The sequence below is a fragment of the Sphingomonas sandaracina genome, assembly GCF_036663695.1.
Classification (GTDB): domain Bacteria; phylum Pseudomonadota; class Alphaproteobacteria; order Sphingomonadales; family Sphingomonadaceae; genus Sphingomonas.
This window is the reverse complement of sequence record NZ_JAXOJK010000002.1, coordinates 814,053-834,943: the sequence shown is the minus strand read 5'-3', so window position 1 is coordinate 834,943 and position 20,891 is coordinate 814,053. Positions and strand designations below refer to the sequence as shown.

25 protein-coding genes and 1 tRNA gene are annotated in these 20,891 nt (G+C 66.1%); 9 read left to right on the top strand and 17 right to left on the bottom strand.

Going from position 1 to position 20,891, the window contains the following annotated elements; all coding sequences use genetic code 11:
- Positions 1-17: 17 nt before the first annotated feature.
- The 3 genes from U1707_RS09180 to U1707_RS09170 are packed head-to-tail and all read left to right on the top strand — an operon-like array spanning position 18 to position 1,818.
- Positions 18-581, top strand: a complete 564-nt coding sequence (locus tag U1707_RS09180) for a shikimate kinase (RefSeq protein ID WP_332799755.1) — start codon at positions 18-20, stop codon at positions 579-581.
- Entirely contained in the window at positions 578-1,678 is a 1,101-nt protein-coding gene (aroB, locus tag U1707_RS09175) for a 3-dehydroquinate synthase (protein ID WP_332799754.1), read from the top strand. The genes U1707_RS09180 and aroB overlap by 4 nt, the downstream gene beginning before the upstream one ends.
- A complete protein-coding gene (locus tag U1707_RS09170) occupies positions 1,678-1,818 on the top strand; it encodes a DUF2256 domain-containing protein (protein ID WP_121904050.1) in 141 nt (46 codons plus the stop codon). Before aroB ends, U1707_RS09170 begins: the two co-directional genes overlap by 1 nt.
- An 84-nt stretch (positions 1,819-1,902) precedes the next feature.
- Here U1707_RS09170 and U1707_RS09165 read toward each other — a convergent pair whose 3' ends face one another.
- The 6 genes from U1707_RS09165 to U1707_RS09140 form a co-directional block, all read right to left on the bottom strand.
- A complete protein-coding gene (locus tag U1707_RS09165) occupies positions 1,903-2,232 on the bottom strand; it encodes a DUF423 domain-containing protein (protein WP_332799753.1) in 330 nt (109 codons plus the stop codon).
- Complete coding sequence (locus U1707_RS09160; RefSeq protein WP_332799752.1) at positions 2,229-3,992, bottom strand: cation:proton antiporter domain-containing protein; 1,764 nt, start codon at positions 3,990-3,992, stop codon at positions 2,229-2,231. The genes U1707_RS09165 and U1707_RS09160 overlap by 4 nt, the downstream gene beginning before the upstream one ends.
- On the bottom strand, positions 3,992-4,423 hold the full coding sequence (locus U1707_RS09155; RefSeq protein ID WP_332799751.1) for an iron-sulfur cluster assembly scaffold protein: 432 nt from the start codon (positions 4,421-4,423) through the stop codon (positions 3,992-3,994). Before U1707_RS09155 ends, U1707_RS09160 begins: the two co-directional genes overlap by 1 nt.
- Positions 4,420-5,001, bottom strand: a complete 582-nt coding sequence (locus U1707_RS09150) for a CvpA family protein (protein WP_332799750.1) — start codon at positions 4,999-5,001, stop codon at positions 4,420-4,422. The genes U1707_RS09155 and U1707_RS09150 overlap by 4 nt, the downstream gene beginning before the upstream one ends.
- Positions 5,002-5,188: 187 nt before the next feature.
- Positions 5,189-5,263 (bottom strand) — tRNA-Gln (locus U1707_RS09145).
- Between the two features lie 52 nt (positions 5,264-5,315).
- Positions 5,316-6,425, bottom strand: a complete 1,110-nt coding sequence (locus U1707_RS09140; RefSeq protein ID WP_332799749.1) for a branched-chain amino acid aminotransferase — start codon at positions 6,423-6,425, stop codon at positions 5,316-5,318.
- A 42-nt stretch (positions 6,426-6,467) separates the two neighbouring features.
- On the opposite strand from U1707_RS09140, the gene U1707_RS09135 reads away from it, so the two are divergent.
- Positions 6,468-6,974, top strand: coding sequence for a MarR family winged helix-turn-helix transcriptional regulator (locus U1707_RS09135; RefSeq protein ID WP_332799748.1), 507 nt, complete (start codon positions 6,468-6,470; stop codon positions 6,972-6,974).
- A gap of 9 nt (positions 6,975-6,983) precedes the next feature.
- Here U1707_RS09135 and proC read toward each other — a convergent pair whose 3' ends face one another.
- The 5 genes from proC to U1707_RS09110 form a co-directional block, all read right to left on the bottom strand.
- Positions 6,984-7,793: a pyrroline-5-carboxylate reductase gene (gene proC, locus U1707_RS09130; protein ID WP_332799747.1), complete on the bottom strand. Its 810-nt coding sequence runs from the start codon at positions 7,791-7,793 to the stop codon at positions 6,984-6,986.
- Positions 7,790-8,296, bottom strand: a complete 507-nt coding sequence (locus U1707_RS09125) for a type III secretion system chaperone family protein (protein WP_443025675.1) — start codon at positions 8,294-8,296, stop codon at positions 7,790-7,792. The genes proC and U1707_RS09125 overlap by 4 nt, the downstream gene beginning before the upstream one ends.
- Positions 8,297-8,393: 97 nt before the next feature.
- Positions 8,394-8,669, bottom strand: coding sequence for an accessory factor UbiK family protein (locus U1707_RS09120; protein ID WP_332799746.1), 276 nt, complete (start codon positions 8,667-8,669; stop codon positions 8,394-8,396).
- Between the two features lie 51 nt (positions 8,670-8,720).
- The gene (locus tag U1707_RS09115; protein ID WP_332799806.1) at positions 8,721-9,239 is read right to left on the bottom strand and encodes a TspO/MBR family protein; all 519 of its coding nucleotides are present in this window, start codon (positions 9,237-9,239) and stop codon (positions 8,721-8,723) included.
- A gap of 221 nt (positions 9,240-9,460) precedes the next feature.
- On the bottom strand, positions 9,461-10,261 hold the full coding sequence (locus U1707_RS09110) for a TlyA family RNA methyltransferase (RefSeq protein ID WP_332799745.1): 801 nt from the start codon (positions 10,259-10,261) through the stop codon (positions 9,461-9,463).
- A 185-nt stretch (positions 10,262-10,446) separates the two neighbouring features.
- On the opposite strand from U1707_RS09110, the gene U1707_RS09105 reads away from it, so the two are divergent.
- Positions 10,447-11,118 (top strand): RBBP9/YdeN family alpha/beta hydrolase, encoded by a 672-nt coding sequence (locus U1707_RS09105; RefSeq protein WP_332799744.1) that lies wholly within the window; start codon positions 10,447-10,449, stop codon positions 11,116-11,118.
- Positions 11,119-11,244: 126 nt separating this feature from the next.
- Here the strand turns inward: U1707_RS09105 and U1707_RS09100 are convergent, their stop codons facing one another.
- Both U1707_RS09100 and dxs read right to left on the bottom strand, forming a co-directional pair.
- The gene (locus U1707_RS09100; RefSeq protein WP_332799743.1) at positions 11,245-11,412 is read right to left on the bottom strand and encodes a hypothetical protein; all 168 of its coding nucleotides are present in this window, start codon (positions 11,410-11,412) and stop codon (positions 11,245-11,247) included.
- Positions 11,409-13,331: a 1-deoxy-D-xylulose-5-phosphate synthase gene (gene dxs, locus U1707_RS09095; RefSeq protein ID WP_332799742.1), complete on the bottom strand. Its 1,923-nt coding sequence runs from the start codon at positions 13,329-13,331 to the stop codon at positions 11,409-11,411. Before dxs ends, U1707_RS09100 begins: the two co-directional genes overlap by 4 nt.
- A gap of 89 nt (positions 13,332-13,420) precedes the next feature.
- Here dxs and U1707_RS09090 point away from each other — a divergent pair, with 89 nt between their 5' ends.
- The gene (locus U1707_RS09090) at positions 13,421-13,954 is read left to right on the top strand and encodes a GNAT family N-acetyltransferase (protein ID WP_443025680.1); all 534 of its coding nucleotides are present in this window, start codon (positions 13,421-13,423) and stop codon (positions 13,952-13,954) included.
- 164 nt (positions 13,955-14,118) lie between these two features.
- On the opposite strand, the gene U1707_RS09085 is transcribed toward U1707_RS09090, so the two are convergent.
- Together U1707_RS09085 and U1707_RS09080 are read right to left on the bottom strand one after the other, a co-directional pair.
- On the bottom strand, positions 14,119-14,586 hold the full coding sequence (locus tag U1707_RS09085) for a Fur family transcriptional regulator (RefSeq protein ID WP_332799740.1): 468 nt from the start codon (positions 14,584-14,586) through the stop codon (positions 14,119-14,121).
- Between the two features lie 41 nt (positions 14,587-14,627).
- Positions 14,628-15,011, bottom strand: a complete 384-nt coding sequence (locus U1707_RS09080) for a MerC domain-containing protein (RefSeq protein ID WP_332799739.1) — start codon at positions 15,009-15,011, stop codon at positions 14,628-14,630.
- A gap of 293 nt (positions 15,012-15,304) precedes the next feature.
- Here U1707_RS09080 and U1707_RS09075 point away from each other — a divergent pair, with 293 nt between their 5' ends.
- The 3 genes from U1707_RS09075 (at position 15,305) to rpsI (ending at position 17,531) form a co-directional block, all read left to right on the top strand.
- Entirely contained in the window at positions 15,305-16,369 is a 1,065-nt protein-coding gene (locus U1707_RS09075; RefSeq protein ID WP_332799738.1) for a COX15/CtaA family protein, read from the top strand.
- Positions 16,370-16,494: 125 nt separating this feature from the next.
- Complete coding sequence (gene rplM / locus U1707_RS09070) at positions 16,495-16,974, top strand: 50S ribosomal protein L13 (protein ID WP_332799737.1); 480 nt, start codon at positions 16,495-16,497, stop codon at positions 16,972-16,974.
- On the top strand, positions 16,974-17,531 hold the full coding sequence (rpsI, locus tag U1707_RS09065; RefSeq protein WP_332799736.1) for a 30S ribosomal protein S9: 558 nt from the start codon (positions 16,974-16,976) through the stop codon (positions 17,529-17,531). The genes rplM and rpsI overlap by 1 nt, the downstream gene beginning before the upstream one ends.
- Before the next feature lie 314 nt (positions 17,532-17,845).
- Here rpsI and U1707_RS09060 read toward each other — a convergent pair whose 3' ends face one another.
- Together U1707_RS09060 and U1707_RS09055 are read right to left on the bottom strand one after the other, a co-directional pair.
- The gene (locus U1707_RS09060) at positions 17,846-18,841 is read right to left on the bottom strand and encodes a polysaccharide deacetylase family protein (protein ID WP_332799735.1); all 996 of its coding nucleotides are present in this window, start codon (positions 18,839-18,841) and stop codon (positions 17,846-17,848) included.
- Entirely contained in the window at positions 18,838-20,703 is a 1,866-nt protein-coding gene (locus U1707_RS09055; protein WP_332799734.1) for a sensor histidine kinase, read from the bottom strand. The genes U1707_RS09060 and U1707_RS09055 overlap by 4 nt, the downstream gene beginning before the upstream one ends.
- Between the last annotated feature and the right edge of the window lie 188 nt (positions 20,704-20,891).

Here is a 20,891-nt window from a genome sequence, read left to right as displayed (position 1 = left end):
GTATAGCGCCCCTCACGATGTTGCAAAGCCACAACCCTTCAGGCGGGCCTGCCGGCACCCCCCGCCCTGCCCCGATCGATCGCCCGATCGTGCTCGTCGGGCTGATGGGCGTCGGCAAGACGACGGTCGGCCGCAGGCTCGCGTTGCGCATGAACCTGCCGTTCGTCGACGCCGATCACGAGATCGAGGCAGCGTCGGGCATGACCGTGGCCGAGATCTTTGCCAAATACGGCGAGGACTATTTCCGGGACGGAGAACGTCGCGTGATCGCCCGCCTGATCGACGGCACGCCGAAGGTCATCGCGACCGGCGGCGGGGCGTTCATCAACGACGACACGCGGGCGCTGATCCTGCGCGATACGATCTCGGTATGGCTGAGCGCGCATCCCGACATTCTGGTCGAGCGCGTCGGGCGGCGCGACAGCCGACCGCTGTTGCGCAATCGCGACGCGGGCAAGGTGCTCACCGAACTCGCGCGCGTGCGCAACCCGATCTACGCGCAGGCGCACATCCATATTGTCAGCAACAAGACGCCGCACGAAGCGACCGTCGCCGCTATTTTGAGAGCGCTTGGCCGATGAAGACCGTTACCGTCGAACTGGGTGCGCGGACCTATCCGATCCATATCGAAGCCGGGATCCTGACGCGGGCAGGCGAATTCATCGCGCCGCTCGCCAAGGGGCGCCGCGTGGCGATCGTCACCGACGACAATCTGGCGGTGCACCTGGCGACGTTGCAGACATCGCTGACCACGGCGGGCGTTGCATCGGAGGCTATCGTCCTCGCACCGGGCGAAGGCAGCAAGAGCTGGGCGACGCTGGAGATGCTGTGCGACCGTCTGCTCGACCTCGGTGTCGAGCGCGGCGATCACGTCGTCGCGCTGGGCGGCGGCGTGATCGGCGATCTGGTCGGGTTCGCCTGCTCGATCCTGAAGCGCGGCTGCCAGTTCGTGCAGATCCCGACGAGTTTGCTCGCGCAGGTCGACAGCTCGGTCGGCGGCAAGACCGCGATCAACACGCGCGCCGGCAAGAACCTGATCGGCGCGTTCCACCAGCCGGTGATGGTATTGATCGATCCGCAGGTGCTCGACACGCTGCCGATCCGGGAGGTGCGCGCGGGCTATGCCGAAGTCGTAAAATACGGCCTGATCGACGATTTCGCATTCTTCGAATGGTGTGAGGCGAACGGCGCGGCGTTGCTGGCCGGCGACCTGGCCTTGCGCGAATATGCGATCGCGCACAGCGTTTCCGCCAAGGCGCGGATAGTCGCAGCGGACGAGCACGAGACCAACGGCACGCGCGCACTGCTCAACCTCGGGCATACGTTCGGGCATGCGCTTGAGGCGGAGACAGGGTTCTCGCAGGCGCTGATCCACGGTGAGGGCGTTGCGGCGGGCTGCGCGCTGGCGTTCGGGTTCTCCGCCGCGCAGGGGATCTGTCCGGAACAGGATGCGGCGCGGGTTGCGGCGCACTGGCGCGACGTCGGCTTGCCGGACGGGCTCGCGGCCGCGAAGATCAATGCGACGGGTGCGCGGCTCGTCGATCATATGCGGCACGACAAGAAGATGGCGGCGGGGACACTGCCGTTCCTGCTCGCGCGCGGGATCGGCCGGACGTATCTCGACAAGTCGGTCGATCTCGCGGACGTCGAGAGCTTCCTGGATGGGCAGCCCCGCTGATGCCCAACGGCGTCGCGAAACAGAATCTGCCGACCAAAATGTGTCCGGCGTGCGAGCGGCCGTTTACGTGGCGCAAGAAATGGGCACGCGATTGGGACAGCGTGATATACTGCTCCGACGCATGCCGGAAGAAGCGGTAAGACCTGAAGATCGGCAAGGAGATTGTTCACCCGCGAAGGCGGGTGCCCAGACTGGGCACCCGCCTTCGCGGGTGAACACGGAGGTCAGGTACGCGCCGCGCTCCAAGCCAGCCAAAGCCAGCCGCCAATCAACAATGCCCCACCGATCGGCGTGATCGCGCCGAACCAGCGCGGTGCGCCGAGTGCCATCGCGTACAGCGTCAGGGCGAACACGGCCGCGCCGATCACGAACAGCCACGCCGGACCCCGCGCATCCATCCGCAACGCGACCAACGCCGCGACGACGTGGACGAGCTGATACTGCGCGCCGGTCTTCAGCCATTCCGCCGCCGGGCCACTCGCGCCATGGGCACCGAACGCCCCCGCCGCGACTGCGATCGCACCCGACAGGGCTGCGAGAATGGCGATGATCATGTCGCGTCGTTCCCCCATGGAAAGCGTTCGGCGGTTTCGGCGCGGGCAGCACGCATATCGCCCGAATCGACCTGCAGTTGCAGCCGTTCCTTGTCGCGGGCGCGGTACATGTCTTCGGCACGGTCGATATCCGCGCTGGCGACGCCCAGCCCGTTCATCGCCAGCCGCGCCATCTTCACCGCGGATTCGAGCACTTCGCGAACGACATATTCGGCCGGCGTGTTCGTCAACTTGACCAAGGCACGGCGATCGAATGCGCGGACATAGATCGCCGCATTCGGGAACGCCTCGTGCACGCCCTCGATCGTGTCGGGCTCGAGTTGATCGCCGTCCATGCAGAAGCAGATCAGCTCGGCTTCGGACGCACCGGCCTGCCGGAGCAGGTCGAGCCGCGTGCCGTCTCCGTAATAGACCTTCGCGCCGAACTCGCCGGCGATGTCGATCATCTCGATATCGGTATCGATCAGCGTCACCGGGATGTCCTGCGTCAGGAGCATCTGACCGACCGTCTGCCCGAACCGGCCATAGCCGACGATGATCGCGTTCGATCCGTCTGTCTTCGGGCCATCACGCTCCTGATCCTTGGCGAGCGGCTCGGTCCGGAAGCGCTTGGTGATGCCCATCAGGAACGGCGTCGTCGCCATCGACAGCGTGATGATCGCGCCGAACAGGCTGGCCGCCTGTGGTTCGATCAGCAGCCCGGCCTGCGCCTGCGCGAACAGCACGAAGCCGAACTCGCCGCCCTGGCTCAACAGCAGGCCGAGCGCGAACGCCTGGCGCCACGTCATCTTGAACGCCAGACCGATCAGCATGATCACGCTGGTCTTGGTAAGGATCAGCGCGGCGGCCATCGCGATGACGAAGACCGGCCGCTCCGCGATCGCGTTGAGATCGAGCACCATGCCGACCGCGAGGAAGAACAGCCCGAGCAGGATCGAGCGGAACGGCTCGACATCGGCTTCGAGTTCATGCCGGTACGGGCTGTCCGCCAGCATGACGCCGGCGATGAACGCGCCCAGCGCGGTCGACAGCCCGAGCCATTCCATGATCGCGGCGCTGGCGATGACGGTGAAGAGCCCCGCGAACACGAACATCTCGCGCTCGCCGAGATTGCCGATCAGCCGGAAGAACGGCCGTAACAAGAAGCGTCCCGCAACGACCAGCCCGACGACCGCAAGCACCGTATAGATCGCGAGCAGCCAGCCCGGTGGCGCGTTGGCGTCGGCCGGGTTGCGGCTCATCGCCGCGACGATGGTGATGAGCGGGACGATAGATAGGTCCTGGAACAGCAGGATCGAGAAGGCCCGTTCACCGAACGGAGTCCGCATGCGTCCCGACGAGCGCAGCATCGGCAGCACCTGCGCGGTCGACGACAGGGCGAGCGGCAGGCCGAGCGCGAGTGCGGCGGGAAGCGAGAACTTGGCGCCGACCCAGACGATCGCCGTAATCGCGAGCCCGCAGATCACCACCTGCAGCAACCCTAGTCCGAAGATCTCGTGCTTCATCCGCCACAACCGCGTCGGATTGAGCTCGAGTCCGACGATGAACAGCAGCAGCGTGATGCCGAGCTCGGCGAAACCGAGCTTCGACTCCGCATCGCCAACGAGCCCCAGCACATGCGGCCCGACTACTGCGCCCGCGACAAGATACCCCAGCGTCGCACCGAGCCCGAGCCGCCGGAACAGCAGCACGAACATCAGACCGAACCCGAGCAATACGACGCCGTCGCGGAGCAGCGACGGTGCCGTGCCCTCCGCCATCAGACCTTCGCCTTTGCAGCGGTGTCGGCAGCCTCGGCGGCCGCTTCGAACGCCAGCCGGATCGAGGGGTGACGGGCGGTATAGTCGAGCGCGGGAGTGAAGATGTCCATGCCGGGCCAATCGGGTGCATCGCCCTCGCGCGCAAGCCATGCCGTCAGCGCATCGCGCGCCGCGGCGAGTTCGGCGGGGGTGCGGCCCAGGATGTTCGACGCCAGCAGCGACGACGATGCCTGGCCGAGCGCGCAGGCGCGGACCAGCAGGCCGACCTCGCTAACTTTGCCCTCGTCGTTGACCGCGACGTCGACCGTCACGCGGCTACCGCAGATCGGCGAGCGCCTTTCCGCGGTCGCCATCGGCTCGGGCAGGCGTTCGTGGTGCGGGATCGTTGCGGCGAGGCGCAGGATCTCGGCGTTGTAGAGGGGCGCGCTCATGGCTTAGGCTCGCTTGCACTGTCGGATTGGGAAGGGTCTGATTTCGAGAGCGGGGTGGTCGCGCCGAACACGGGCTTGCCGCGTCGACGGCGATCGACGAAATCGGCGATGCTGGCGCTGGTCGCGTTAAGTAGCGGGTAGGTGCGCGAGCTTGTCATCCAGCCGGGCCGGCGCGAGGGGCCGCCGCCCATCGTATCGATGACGAGCGTCGCGAGCAGAAACACGAGGCTCGCGAGGATCAGCCCCTTCAGCGCGCCGAAGCCGAAGCCGAGCGCGCGGTCGACGGGGCCGAGGATCGACGTCCTGGTCCGCGCGCCGATCGCGTTGGCGACCAGTCGCCCGCCGATATAGGTGACGCCGGTGATGATCGCGAAGGCGAGCACGGCCGCCCCACCGATGGTGCCGATCATCGGCGACAGCGCGGCGGCGAGCGGGATGTGGAACAGCTTCAGCATCGCCACCATCGCCACCCACGCAAACATCGACAGCACTTCGGTGACGAACCCGCGGATCAGCCCGAGCACCGCCGACCCGGCGACGGCAATCAAAACGACGATGTCTAACGCGGTAAGGCTCATGCCCTCTGGAATAGGGACGCGCGGGCCGAACCGCTAGTGCGCGCTTGGGATGACGGGACACTCTCACTCGTCCCGCCGGGTATGCCGCGCGGAAGGCGACAGCAGGGTGAGCGCTAATATGGTGCCAGCTTTAAAGACGTCAGGCGGCCAGACCGGGCCCAACCAGTTCGGTCAATCAGCTTGAAATTGGCTGGGGCGGCAGGGTTCGAACCTGCGCATGGCGGCATCAAAAGCCGCTGCCTTACCACTTGGCGACGCCCCAACAGAGGCGGCCTTATAGCGGTGCCGCGCCGCGTGAAAAGCCCTTGTGGACGTCAATCGGCGAGATGGTGCAGCCAGCCATTGGCGTCGGGAGCGGTGCCGCGCTGGATCGACACCAGCGCGTCGCGCATCCGCATCGTGAGTGCGCCGGGACCGCCGCTGCCGATCGTGAAGCGCCCCTCGGGGCTCGCTACCGTACCGATCGGCGTCACGACCGCCGCCGTGCCGCACGCGAACGCCTCGACCAGTCGGCCGCTCGCCGCGTCCGCGCGCCACTGATCGATGGTATAGCCCTCCTCGCGGACGTCGATGCCGTTCGCGCGCGCCAGCGTCAGGATCGAATCACGGGTGATGCCGGGCAGGATCGTGCCGGTCAGTGCCGGCGTCGCCATGCTGCCATCGTCGAACACGAAGAAGATGTTCATGCCGCCGAGTTCCTCGACCCAGCGACGTTCCGCCGCATCGAGGAAGACCACCTGGTCGCAGCCGTTGCGGATCGCCTCCGATTGCGCGAGCAGGCTGGCCGCATAGTTGCCGCCGCACTTGGCCGCGCCCGTCCCACCCTGAGCGGCACGCGTGTATTGCTGGCTCACCCAGATCGACACGGTCGGCGCACCGCCCTTGAAATACGCGCCGACCGACGATGCCAGCACCATGTAGAGATATTCGGCGGACGGCTTCACGCCGAGGAACACTTCCGACGCGAACATGAACGGGCGCAGGTACAGCGCGCCGCCATCGCTCTCCGGGATCCAGTTCGCATCCGTCTTGACGAGGCGCTCGACCGATTCGAGGAACAGTTCGGTCGGCAGTTCGGGCATCGCGAGGCGCCGCGCCGAATCCTGGAAACGGCGCGCATTCGCTTCCGGGCGGAACAGCGCGGTGCCGCCATCGGCGAGACGATACGCCTTCATCCCCTCGAAGATCTCTTGCGCGTAATGCAGCACCGACGACGCCGGATCGATCGTCAGCGGAGCCCGCGCGGTGATACGTGCGTCGTGCCAGCCTTCCGTATCGCTATAGCGGATCATCGCCATGTGATCGGTGAAGACGCGCCCGAAACCGGGATCGATCAGCCGCTTCGCCCGCTCGTTCGCTTCGACCGGCGTCGCGTTCGGTTCATGCCGAAAGGCGGAAGGCGAGGTAAAAGCTGGAGCGGACATCGAAAATTCTCTCTCGTGGCGGGTTGCCGACGACTACGGGCGATGTCTAAACCGGTCAACATGCCTGCCACAGCGTCTTCTGCTTCGCCCCTGTTCCTCCGAGAACCCGAACTCCGCCGCGGCATGGAGCTTCTGTACTTCGGCTATAGCCACCTTACACGGTCGATCGACGAGGGTCTGGCAGAACAGGGACTGGGACGCGCCCATCACCGCGCGCTGTATTTCATCGCGCGCAAACCCGATCTCACGGTCAGCGAATTGCTGTCGTTGCTGGCGATCACCAAGCAATCGCTCGGCCGGGTCCTGAACGAACTCGCCGAGCGCAAGCTGGTCGAGACGCGGCCCGGCGAGCGCGATCGCCGGCAGCGGTTGCTCAAGCTGACCCCGGAAGGTGCGGTGATGGAACGCGACCTGTTCGAATCGGCGCGGATACGCATGGCCGAAGCCTATGCCAGCGCCGGGCAGAGCGCGGTCTCGGGGTTCTGGGCGGTGCTGGAGGGCCTGGTCCCCGAAGCCGATCGCTCGCAGGTGTTCGGCCTTCGCGGCTGACCGATCGTCTCAGCGCGCGGCGGCGGCCATCTCGGCATTGCGCCGCGCCGACGCTGCCAGGGTCTCGATGAGCAAGGCCACCAGCGCATCGTCGTGGTCGAGCACATTCAGACCCTCCCGGGTCGACCCACCTGGACTCGCCACGCGATCGGCGAGCATGGCCGGTGATACGTCGCTATCCGCCGCCATGACCGCGGCCCCTTCGAGCGTGGCGATGGCGAGGCGTGCGGCCTGGTCCGCCGGCAGACCGAGCGCGGTACCGGCCCTGGCAAGCGCATCGGCGAATCGGAACACGAAGCCCGGGCCGCATCCTGCCAGCGCGGTCACCGCGTCGAACTGCGCTTCCTCGGCGATCCATTCGTAATGACCGAGTGGAGCGGCGAAGGCTTCGGCGGCTGCGATCGCCTCTTCCGGTGCGTCCGAAGTGTAGAGCGACGTCACGCCCTTGCCGATCGCCACGGGGAGGTTAGGCATCGCGCGGACGATCGCGTCCGCCGCGAACCGATCGATGAGCGTCGCGTGATCGACGCCAGCCAGGATCGATAGCAGCAGCTTCGGAGCCCCTCGCATCGGCGCCAGCAACGCCTGCGCCGCGTCGATCTGCTGCGGCTTGAGCGCCAGCATCAGCGTGGCGGGTGCCTCCTCGTCGGGTAGAGCGGTCAGCGCGCGGACGCCGTCAGGGGCACCCTTGCCGCTCCGCGTGATCACCGTCACGGTCTTGGGATCGAGCCCGGCGGCGATCCAGCGCCGCAACATCGCCCCGCCCATGTTGCCGCAGCCGATCAGCCACAGCGGACCGTCTGGAAACGTCGAACTCATGCCTCGCCGTGCGTCTCGATCAACGCCGCGGCGAGTGCGTCCTTTGGGCTCTTGCCGCCCCACAGCACGAACTGGAATACGGGGTAGAAGCGCTCGCATTCCTCGATCGCCGATTCGACCAGCAGTTCCGCCGCGTCGAGCGACATCGTCCCGTCATCGCCGCCATCGACCATCGCCGCATGCCGGAACAGCAATATGCCGCTCGACGACCAGAGTTCGAAATGGCCGATCCACAGCTGTTCGTTGACCAGCCCGATCGTCTCGTAGACCGCCTGGCGACGTTCGTCCGGCACCTTGATGTCGGGAAAGGCGAGGAATTGCAGGACGCTATCGTCCTCGCGCCACAGCGCGCGCAGTTCGTAGGTCGCCCAGCTTCCCTTGACGGTCGCGACGATCTCGTCGTCGTGACGTTCATGCTCCCACCCATGCGCGGCATAGTAGCTTTCGAGCATGTCGATCGGGGCGGCGTCTTCGTGGTCGTGGTCGGCGTGTTCAAGCATCATAGGGTCCTGGCGGTCCTTATCGCACGACTAAGGGTGCCGAGGCAAAAACGCCCCGACAACCCCATCGGCCCCAATTCTGCGGAAAACTGTGGAAAAGTCAGTCGACCGACACCCCGACCGGCACATTTGCCGTCGATTTTGCTTCGAGCGCGTCGAGCCGCGCCTTCAACACGTCGTTCTCGTCACGTGCGGCGGCGGCCATCGCCTTCACCGCATCGAACTCTTCGCGGCTGACGAAGTCGAGACCGCCGAGCCATTCGCGTGCACGCTCGCGCGCCCCGGAGCCTGCTTCGCGACCAACGCCCGCAAGCGTACCGGCCGCGCCGTTCAAGACCTTGACGATATCGTCGAACACGCGGTTTTCGGACTGCATTGCTTCAAAACCCCAGAGACTGTTGCAGAAACTCGTGCAGAGACTGCTGCGTCACAGCATTTGGGACGTATGGCCGGCAGGTGCAAGTGTTTCGGCGTCGGGGTTCAGTTGCCCGATGCTGAACGCGAGCACCCCGGCAAAGCTGATCCAGACCATGTACGGCACCATCAGCCACGCCGCGGCAGGCCGGATCCGCGCGAAAACGAAGGTCGCGGCGATCGACAGCGCCAGCATCGCGACGATCACCAATACCGATGCGCCGATCCGGTGCGCGCCGAAGAACATCGGCGTCCAGGCGAGGTTGAAGGCGAACTGGCCGACGAACAGCGCGACGGCGAGCCCGCGAAGCCGTGCACCGCGGGCGTTCAGGATCATCGCGAGCGCGAGGCCGATCAGGATATAGAGCGTCGTCCACACGACCGGGAATACCCAGCCCGGCGGGTTCAGCGCAGGCTTGGCGAGCGCCATGTACCACGCATTTTCGCTACCGACGCTGACCGAACGGCCGGAGACGAAACCCAGCAGCAGGATCAGGGGGACGGTCACGACCGCCCAGCGGAGGAACGACATCCTCAACTGGCCCTTCGAAGCGATACCGCCCACACACGTCCTTCCGTCTCTACGCGGGCTCGTCCTGGCGCGCATTTTGCGATCGGTAAACCGTGATCGGAGGCGAATCGTTCCGCTAGTGGTTCATTCCGGCACGCTACCCCCCCGTCTCCGTCATCCTGACGAAAGTCAGGACCCAGGATACCAAGCGCGCGCTGTGTGGCTCTGGGTCCTGACTTTCGTCAGGATGACGGAGGCGTTTGAGGATCAGAAGGCCCGCCCGATGCTGGCATATTTAAAGCCGGACGCTCGCCATGCAGAGCGGCAATCAAGAACTCCACATTGCCTTCGGGGCCGGTGATCGGGCTCTCGACCACCCCTGCGACGTGCCAGCCCTGCCCCGTCAGCCACGCCGCGACCGAGTCGCATACCCGCTGGTGGATGGCGGGATCGCGCACGACGCCGCCCTTCCCGACTTCCTCGCGCCCCGCCTCGAACTGCGGCTTCACCAGCGCCATCAGCCTGGCGTCGGGTTTGGCGAAGCTCATCGGTCGCTCCAGCACCTTGGCCAGTCCGATAAAGCTCGCATCGCAGACGATCAGGTCGACCGGTTCGGGAATGTGCGCTGCCGTGAGGATACGTGCGCTGGTCTGTTCGTGGACGATGACGCGATCGTCCTGGCGCAGCGACCAGGCGAGCTGATTGGTACCGCTGTCGACCGCGTACACCTTCGTCGCACCGTTCTTCAGCAGCACGTCGGTGAAACCGCCGGTCGAGGAGCCGACGTCGATCGCGACCGCGCCGCCCACGTCCCAGCCGAACTGCGTCAGGCCATGCGCGAGCTTGATTCCGCCCCGCGAGACCCAGGGGTGATCGCGCCCGCGTACGTCGAGCAGTACGTCGTCGGGGAGCGTCTGGCCCGGCTTGTCGACCTTCTTCGTGCCGGCGAACACGAGCCCGGCCATGATCAGCGCCTGCGCGCGCGTCCTCGACTCGACCAACCCTCTGTCGACCAGCATCTGGTCTGCCCTTAATTTCGCCATGAGTGCGCGTATCGCCGCCCCGCCCGACTACCGCAAGCTGCCTTCCTTTCGCCGCAATGTCATTGCCCACCCAACCGGTAGGATTACCTTTGTCGTCGGAGAGTGTGGCCGCACTGCGTCCCCTAGAGCGTCGTTCGGCCACGCTCCCCACCCCGAAGAACGGGGTCCGGAGAAGGAGAAGCGCTGTGGGTAGTTTCGCACCGTATGATTCCGTTCAGCCGACCATCCTGACCGTGCCGGGTCTCGGTGGTTCCGGCCCTTCGCATTGGCAGACTTTGTGGGAGGAGGCGCGGCCCGACACGGTCCGCGTCGAACTCGGCATGTGGCATACGCCGCATCGTAATGCCTGGGTGACGCGGCTCGACGAGGCGATCCGCCGGGCGAACGCGCCGGTGATCCTCGCCGCGCACAGCCTCGGTTGCCTGGCGGTGGCGTGGTGGGCCGAACTCAGCCCGCAACCTTACGGCTGGCCGGTCGCCGGCGCGTTGCTGGTCGCGCCTGCAGACGTCGATCGTGGCGGTGCGCAGGCCGAACTGAAGGGCTTCTCGCCGACGCCGCATACGCCACTGCCCTTCCCGTCGATCGTCGTGGCGAGCAGCGACGACCCCTGGGTCACGCCGGACCGGGCGCACAGCATGGCGGCGGACTGGGGCAGCCACTTCGTCGATGCCGGGCCGCAGGGTCACCTGAATGCGGCGAGCGGCATCGGCTGGTGGCGCGAGGGGCAGGATCTGCTCGAGCGCGTCATCGCGGCGAGTGGCAATGGCCGGGGGCAGGCCCTGCCGCCGAGCACGGCGCGCTCGATCCTCGCGGTGAGCGCGACGGATGCCGCGCAGACGCATTATCTGGGTGGGTGACCGCCTACCTAACGATACACCACCCCGGCGAAGGCCGGGGCCCAATTGGTAAGGTCGCAGTAACGAGGGACCGCGCTCCGTTACCAACGTTTCCCAATTGGGCCCCGGCCTTCGCCGGGGTGGCGCCTAAGAAATCCGCGAACCGCCCTCATCGAAGCGTTCGGGGTGAGCCGTCTGCTCGGCCTTGGCCGCCGCCAAGCCGCCCCGCATACGCCGCCACATCGCGATGTTGAGCGACACCATCACGATCACCGCGAGCGCGATGATCACGATGCCCTTGGTCGGCCCGGTCATGCGCGCGCTTCGGCGACCCCGCCCGAATTGTGCCGGAGCGCCTTCAGCACGGTGTCGACCAAGGCGGTCGCATCGAGGCCTGCCTCGGCATACTGGACTTCCGGCTTGTCCTGGTCCTGGTAGACGTCGGGCAGGCGCAGCGTACGGAGCTTGAGCCCGCCGTCGATCAGGCCTTCGTCCGACGCCATCGTCAGCACGTGCGCGCCGAAGCCGCCGACCGAATTCTCCTCGATCGTCACCGCGACCTCGTGCGTGGTCAGCAGCTTGCGGATCAGGTCGACGTCGAGCGGCTTGGCAAAGCGGAGATCGGCGACCGTAGTCGACAAGCCCTTAGCTTCGAGCACCTCGGCAGCCTTGAGCGCTTCCTCGAGGCGCGTGCCGAGCGACAGGATCGCGACCGTCTTGCCGTCGCGCACGATGCGGCCCTTGCCGATTTCGAGCAGCTGCGGGATCTCGGGCAACGCAACGCCGGTGCCGTTGCCGCGCGGATAGCGGACCGCGATCGGGCCGGTGTCGTACTGCGCCGCGGTGTGCGTCATGTGAACCAACTCGGCCTCGTCCGCCGCCGCCATCACGACGAAGTTCGGGAGCGTCGCCAGATACGTGACGTCGAACGATCCGGCATGCGTCGCACCATCCGCGCCGACCAGGCCCGCGCGGTCGATCGCGAAGCGGACCGGCAGGTTCTGGATCGCGACGTCGTGCACGACCTGATCGTACGCGCGCTGGAGGAACGTCGAGTAGATCGCGCAGAACGGGCGCATCCCCTGCGCGGCGAGGCCGGCGGCGAAGGTAACGCCGTGCTGTTCGGCGATACCGACGTCGAAGAACCGGTCGGGATACGCCTTGGCGAACGCGTCGAGCCCGGTGCCCGACGGCATCGCCGCAGTGATCGCGCAGATTCGCGGGTCCTTGGCGGCCTCGGCGACGAGCTGCGCGCCGAACACGTTCTGATATTGCGGCGGCCCGGGCGGCGCCTTGGTCTGCACGCCCGAGATCACGTCGAACTTCTGCACGCCGTGATATTTGTCCGCCGCGGCCTCGGCAGGCGCGTAGCCCTTGCCCTTCTTGGTGACGACATGGACGAGGATCGGGCCCTCTTCCGCGTCGCGGACATTCTCGAGCACCGGGATCAGGTGTTCGAGGTTATGGCCGTCAATCGGGCCGACATAATAGAAGCCGAGCTCCTCGAACAGCGTGCCGCCCATCGTCATGCCGCGGGCGAATTCATCGGTTTTCCGTGCGGCGTTGTGGAACGGACGCGGCAGGCGCCGCGCAAGCTTCTTGGCGAGCTCGCGCATGCCTAGGAACTCGCGACTCGATACCATCCGCGACAGATAGGCCGACAGTCCGCCGACCGGTGGCGCGATCGACATGTCGTTGTCGTTGAGGATCACGACCAGACGGTTGCCCGCCTGCTCGGCGTTGTTCATCGCCTCGTACGCCATGCCTGCCGACATCGCGCCGTCGCCGATGACCGCAATGCCCTTGCCGGGCGTCCCGGCGATCTTGTTGGCGACTGCGAAACCCAGTGCCGCGGAGATCGAGGTCGAGGAATGCGCCGCGCCGAACGGGTCGTATTCGCTCTCGCTGCGCTTGGTGAAGCCGCTGAGCCCGCCGCCCTGCCGCAGCGTCCGGATCCGATCGCGGCGACCGGTCAGGATCTTGTGCGGATAACATTGGTGGCCGACGTCCCACACCAGCCGGTCGCGCGGGGTGTCGAACACATAGTGGATCGCCGTCGTCAGTTCGACCACGCCTAGGCCGGAGCCGAGATGCCCGCCGGTGGTGCCGACCGCGGAAATCGTCTCGGTACGCAGTTCGTCGGCAAGTTGGCGGAGCTGATCCGGGCGCAGCTTGCGGAGGTCGTCGGGCGTCGAAACGGTGTCGAGCAGCGGTGTCGAGGGAAGGTCGGCCATCGCACCGGCTTAATGCAGCACGCGTATCGTGTCGATTGTTACCGTGTCTTGACGTAGCATTCGCGCTGAAATCACTCGGGAAGTGCACGATTATGGACTTTACGCACCGTATTGCCGTGGCAGCGGATATTCCGGCGATATCGACGCTGATGGCACGCGCGATCGGCGCATTGCAGGGGGACTTCCTTACCCCGGCACAGGTCGAGGCGAGCCGCGCGGTCATGGGGCTCGATACGCAGTTGATCGCGGACGGGACGTATCTGCTGGTCGAGGCCGAAGGTCGGCTGGCGGGGTGTGGCGGCTGGAGTCGGCGCGCCACGCTGTATGGCGGCGATCACAGCACGGCGTTGCGCGATGCGGCGCTACTGGATCCGGCGCGCGACGCGGCGCGGATACGCGCGATGTATACCCATCCGGATTTCACGCGGCGGGGTGTCGGGCGGCTAGTGTTGTCGGTTTGCGAAGCGGCGGCGCGGGAGGCGGGTTTCATGCGCGCGGAGATGATGGCGACGCTGGCGGGGGAACCGCTGTACCGGGCGAGCGGATATCTGCCGATCGAGCGGATCCAGACGCCGGGTGCGGTCCCGGTGCCGATGATCCGGATGGGGAAGGATCTGGGGTAAAACCGCGCCAGGAATACAACGGTCTCCCTTCCCTGGAAGAGAGGGGCTGGGGGTGGGTCGGTTTCCGTATCAGGCGGTGCTAGCCAAAACCAACCGACCCACCCCTACCCCTCCCTTCCAGGGAGGGACGGCTCATCGCGAAGTTGAGCGTGCGAGACTAAACCCTACTTCGCCTCGCACTCCGCGCAGCGACCGCGGACTTCGATGACCGGGCGGACCGGCAAAAAGCCCGCAGCCTCGGCCGCGTTGCGAACGCCCTTGGTGATCGTGTCGTTATCGAGATGCGTGGTCTGGCCGCACGAATCGCAGACCAGGAAGATACAGTCGTGGAGACAATCCGGATGCGCGTTCGCGACGTACGCATTGGCGCTCTCGACTCGCCGCGCGAGGTTCGCGCCGACGAACAGGTCGAGGATGCGGTACACGCTGTTCGCGGCGACCCGCCGGCCCTCGGATTTCGAGACGGCCTCGGCGATGTCATAGGCCGACGCGGGCTTGTCGAAGCTTGCGAGTGCGGCGAACACGCTGGCGCGCATCGCCGTCCATTGCTCTCCGGCCTTTTCGAGCGTCGTCTGCGCTGCGACGGTGAGATCGGCGCCTTGCGGTTCGGTGTGATTGTGAGCGTGCGCCATGCTGGATGAAGTAGGATGCCGGATGGGTTCCAGCAACCCGCTCAGCTGTCCGCCCGCCGGTTGAGATCGTGGCCGAATGCGAGCAGGCCGACGCCGACGATCGTCCACAAGGTCTCGCCACCACCACTGTCGTGTGGCAGCGTCATCGCGCCCGCCATGATGCCGAGCCCGAGCGCGCCCATCGCGGCGGGCATCATATAGCCGTGGTTGAGCACGCCGCGGCCGAGTGCGAGCGCACCGAGAGCGATCGCGATCGTCAGGCCGACTTCGTGGAAGATCGGATCGAGCAGGAACCCGCTCGCGGTCGACATCAACGCGACCAGCACCGACGTCGCCAGGCAATGCACCATGCACAGCCCCGATAGTCCGATCGCGTAGCGATCGAGACCGGCAAAACGGTGGGTATGCGTGGCCGAGGGCGTCATCGTCCGTCGGATATAAAAGGCATACTGACAAGATACAACATTACATCACTGATTTTCTTGCGGGAAACTTGGTAATTGCGCGGATCATCCCTGCCTCACTGCCGTCATCCTGACGAAAGTCAGACCCCAGAGCCTCGAGTTGCCGCATGCGTAGCTCTGGGTCCTGACTTTCGTCAGGATGACGGAGAGATAGTTTAACGCCATGCCCCCGCCTGCGGCATCCCCAGCAACATGAAGCAACGGCGCGTTACGAAGCGATGGCGTCCCGCCTCGCAAACCACTATCTCCTCACCATGCTTCAACCCAGCGCCGCCTTTCTCACCAAAGCCCGTCCCCGTGCGGTCGCCCTGTGGCTGTATACGGTGGCGGCGCTGATCGTCGCGATGGTCGTAATCGGCGGCATCACCCGGCTGACCGAGTCGGGGCTGTCGATCACGCAGTGGAAGCCGATCAGCGGGATCATCCCGCCGCTCAACGACGCGCAGTGGCAGGCCGAGTTCGCCGCCTACAAGCGCATCCCCGAATATGCCGCATTCAACGCCGACATGACGCTCGGCGGGTTCAAGGCGATCTTCTTCTGGGAATATCTCCACCGCCTCTGGGGTCGGCTGATCGGGCTCGCCTTCGCGGCGCCGCTGATCTGGTTTGCGGTACGCAAGCGGATCCCGGTCGGCTATGGCTGGCGCTTGTCGGCGTTGCTCGCGCTCGGTGCGTTCCAGGGGGCGATCGGCTGGTGGATGGTCGCCTCGGGCCTGTCGGTGCGGACCGACGTCAGCCACATCCGCCTGGCCGTTCACCTGTTGACGGCGCTGACGATCCTTGCCGGGATAGTCTGGACCGCGCTCGACCTGATGGCGCTGCACCGCAACCCGCTTTCAGCCCCTGCCCGGCTTGCTCCAGTCGCGATCCTCGCGCTGGCGCTGCTGTTCGTGCAGCTCGTCTATGGCGCGTTCACCGCAGGGCTCGACGCAGGCTATGCGTTTGCGAGCTGGCCGCTGATGGGCGACGGCCTGTTCCCCGCCGACGTCCCAATGGTAAACCCGGCCTGGAGCAACGCGGTCGACAACCCGATCGTCGTGCAGTTCATCCACCGCTGGTTCGCCTTCGCCGCCGCCGCCGGCCTCATCTGGCTAGCGGTCAAGGCGACCAAGACCGGCAGCAGCGCTGGGTTCTTCGTCGTCGGGCTCGTCACGCTCCAGATCATGCTCGGCATCGCGACGCTGATGACCGGCGTGCAGATCGACGTCGCGGTCGCGCACCAGGGCAACGCCGCACTGCTCCTGATCGCTGCTATGTTCGCCGCGCACGCGGTCGGCACGTCACCGCGCAGGGGACCCCGCCTAAAGCAGCGGGTATAATAATACCCGTCAGGAAACCGGCGGAAAGCTTGACTTGAAGGGCCCCTTTCAGCATTAGGCCGGCATTCGCGCTGCGGGATCCTTCCCTTGGTGCGCTTGCATTCAATCTGGAAGGTCTAACGCCCATGAAGGCGCTCATGAAGACCACCAAGTCGGTGAAGCCGGCAGAGGTGGACAAGCAGTGGCATATCGTCGACGCGGAAGGTCTCGTCGTCGGTCGTGCCGCATCGATCATCGCCAACGTCCTGCGCGGCAAGCACAAGGTGACGTTCACCCCGCATGTCGATTGCGGTGACAACGTCGTCGTGATCAACGCCGACAAGATCCGCTTCACCGGCAACAAGGCCGCGAAGAAGATCTATTACAAGCACACCGGTTACGCCGGCGGCATCAAGGGCATCACTGCCGCCAAGGTCCTCGACGGCCGCTTCCCGGAGCGCGTTCTCGAAAAGGCTGTCGAGCGCATGATCCCGCGCGGCCCGCTGGGTCGTGAGCAGATGCGCAACCTGCGTATCTTCAAGGGCACCGAGCATCCGCACGAGGCACAGAACCCTGCCGTGCTCGACATCGGCAGCATGAACCGCAAGAACAAGGTGGGCGCATAATGTCCGACAACCGCCAGTCGCTCGCCGATCTCGCGAGCCTGACCAACCAGCCCGCGCCGGCTGCCCCCGCCGAGCAGGCCCTGCCGACCAGCGAAGGCGATCTCGCCGCACCGGTTTCGAACGAGCCGGTCCGCGAGCCGATGCCGCTGCGCGAGCAGATCCTCGACAAGCAGGGCCGCGCCTACGCGACCGGCCGTCGTAAGGACGCCGTCGCACGCGTCTGGGTCAAGCCCGGCACCGGCAAGATCACGATCAACGGTCGTGACCAGGAAGTGTATTTCGCACGTCCGACGCTGCGTCTCGTCATCAACCAGGTGTTCGGCATCACCGAGCGCGAAGGTCAGTACGACGTCGTCTGCACCGTCAAGGGTGGTGGCCTTTCGGGCCAGGCCGGCGCAGTCAAGCACGGCATCAGCCAGGCACTGACCCGCTTCGAGCCGGTGCTGCGCGCTACGGTCAAGGCAGCAGGCTTCCTGACCCGCGACAGCCGCGTCGTCGAGCGCAAGAAGTACGGCAAGGCGAAGGCCCGTCGTAGCTTCCAGTTCTCGAAGCGCTAATCTCGCTTTCAGTATTGCGTATCGAAGGGGCGGTCCGGCAACGGGCCGCCCTTTTTGGTTTTGAGCGTTCAGCTATGACCACGCTAGGTCGAGCACTCTAGCGAAGCCCAAACTCCCGGCGGTCTCCCCTCCCTGAAAGGGAGGGGTCGGGGTGGGTCGGCCAGCTTGGGCCTCAGGCGGTCGAATATGCGGAAACCAACCCACCCCCTGCCCCTCCCTTCCAGGGAGGGGAGTACGTTGGAGATGCGGCGTGCAGAATCGACCGAAATCGCCTGCCCGCCTGCCAAGTCTAACAAGGTCCAGCCAGCGCCTAGCTAGCCCAGCGCCGTCAGGATCTCGTCGAGCGAGGCGTTGCGGATGCCGCGGCGGTCGAACTCGTCGAGCATCGTCGTCCACCACGCGTGGAACCGCTTCAGGCCGGCGGCATCCCGGACGTAGGGCGTATGGCCGGGCACGAGCGACGGCGAGTGAAACGACAGATTGAGCAATCGTACCCCCTCGCCCAAGGCGACCGCGACCGCTTCGAGCGCGGCATCGATCGGCATGTCCTCCGGCGTCAGCGCGATCCGCGACAACAGGCCGGTACGGGCGAACAGCCCCAGGCCCTTCGGAATGCCGCCCAGCGCACGATACAGGCGCGCGCCGCCTCGCCGTGCATGACCGGTAAAGACCGTCGTCAAAGGCAGTTCGACGATGCCCCCGGCGCGGTACGCATGCGCGTCCGCCATGCCGAAATCGGGGCCACCCTTGGGGCGATAATCATATCCCGGCCGCACCGAACTATCGATCCGGTACCCCAATGCCTCCAGCAGGTCGAAACTGCGCGGGCCGATGCCGTAGCGCCCTGCCCGATAGACGCGTGGCCGAACGCCGAACGCCGCAGCGATATCCCTGGTCAACGTTTCGAGTTTCGCCGCCTCGACCGCCGCTGGCAGATTGCCGGCAAAAGTCGATGTTTCGCCAGCACCGTCCTGGAATGGTGGATTGACCCAAGGGTGAAGCTGCGAACCGATCGCCGACCGACCGTCTTCCACGACACGCGTGAGGATCGCCACCGCCCGCGGATCGGTGACGATTGGGTGGTCCACCATGCAGGTCAGGCCGACGCCGCGCTCGGCAAACCGGCGATGCGCCTCGGGGAAGGCCGTCATCGCCGTGGTCGCACGATTGCGAGCATCGAACGGCGCGTCCCAATCGAACTCTTCCTCGACATCGACCATGACCGTGAAGCGTGTACCGAACGCGTCCGGCCAGGCTATGCGTTGCGCGTTCGTCGGCCGCGGCGGGCGAAACGCGCGATCCGAAATCACCGTTGCTCGTCGGCCATGCGGTCGCTTGCTTCGTCGCCGGTATGCGCCTCGAACGCCGGCAGTTGCAGCGTGAGGCTGTCCATCCCGATCGTCAGCGCTCCACCCAGCTCGACCGCCAGGTTCTGCGCCAGCCGCAGGGCAAAGCCCGTCCCGAGCAACGGCGCGCCCTCGCCGTCGCTTTCCTGCTCGGCATCGATGCTCAGCAGGACGTCGGTCGCATGTGCGGCCAGCGCGGCAGGCCGGTCGAACGCGATCGTCACCGTTTCGCCGACTGGTCGAACGACGATGCCGAGCCGCTCGTCGGGCCGCCCCGCCGACACCAATGCGGCCATCAGGCGCTCAATGAGCCGTTCGACCGCGCGATCGTCGCCCAGGATGATGCAGTCGCCGACGGGCGCGACGATCGCCACGCCGGTGCCGCGCAACGTGGCCAGCGGCTTCAGATCGGCGACGACGCGGTCGAGCAACGGCAGGACCGGTACCGCGCTTGGCCGCAGATCCAACGCACGACCTTCGATCCGTGCCGCAGTATCGAGATCGTCGATCGCCGCGAGCAGATCGCCCGCCTGCGTGCGGATTGCGGTCGCCCGGTCGCGATAGGTCGGCGAGACGGGGCCGAGCAACTGGGTCTCGATCAGTTCGGCGAACCCCGCGATCGCGTTGGTCGGCGTCCGCAGTTCGTGGACGAGCTGGCGCAACGAATCGGATACCGGCGACGACGTCCGTGTAGGTTCGGCGGTCTCGTCGCGTCGCGGCCTTCGCCCCGTCCCGCGGAACCCGATGAACCGACCGGAAGCATGCTCAAACGCAGGTACGCCCGACAGCCGCCACGATCCGAACGCATCGGACAATCCGCCGACCTCGAGCCGCGCGTCGCTGAATCGCGATCGCCGTCGGAACGCGCCTGCCGCGATCCCGTCGAGATGGACCTCGCCTTGTCGGGCCGCATAGCCGAGCGATACGCCGACCAATGCCGAGCGAGCGACGCCCTCGATCACGCGTATCACGCCATGCGCGTCGGTTTCGTAGCGGAACGTCTCGGTCTCGACAGCCACCGCCACCGGCTTTTCACCATCGACGGAGCGATCCTTGTTGAACGCCTCGATCCGCGCGACGAGGTCGGAAATCTCGAACCGCTCGACATCCGTGCCGGCGGAATCCGCGTCGTCAGCGGGCGGCGTGCTCTCGGAAAGCTTGGCGTGACGCATCGCCTCCGCCATGAACGGCAATCCACGGGCGACGTCGCCCAGCGCGATGAACGGTGTTTCGCTCAAAGGTGTCGTCGGCAGCGGCGATGCCGGCATTGGACGCTCGACCGAGACGGCCTTCACATCGGCCGGGGCGGCAACGACCGGCGCCACAACGTCGGTGGTAGCGTGCTCGGGCGGTGCTTCTGCCGGCTCCTCGTCCGCTACCGCGTCGAACACACCGTCAGGTCGCGGCAGGATGAAATCGATCGGGCCAAAGCTTTGCAAGCCACGCTGGACCGCGTCCGGCAGATCGCGCCGGTGCCGCAGGACCGAGCGTCCTGCGGGAGTCAGTCGAGGGAGGATCGCCAGCCATGCGTCCGGCGCCAGCGTCGCGGTCCGCAAAACCGGCGCGGCGATCGCCAGCGCGTCTTCGGCGAAAAACCCGACCAGCAACGCATCCGGCGCAGCGAAGGCGAGCGCGCGGGCGCTGGCCGCGCGCACCGTCACAGGCACTTCCGGCCGCAGCATCCGCAATCGGGCGATCGACGGTTCGTCGCAAGCGATGCGACCACGGCCCATCAGGTCGACGAGTTGCCGCCATGCCGACTGCGCTCCAAATCCGGAGGCCATGTCTGCAGAGAGGATCGTCTTCAGGCTGTCGTCGAACCGCACATCGTCTCCCGGAGCGAAAGGCCTAGCATGCCTACCGTTCCGATTCCTTAACGCGCGCGACTCTTCGAAGAAACTGCGCATTTACCGGGTCGCGCAGCTTCGTCGCAATGTGGGACAATTGCGTTTCGCCGCAACAATCTTATCGCTATGGGGAACGAACCAATTGGTTTGCGACGTTGTTCGGGAGT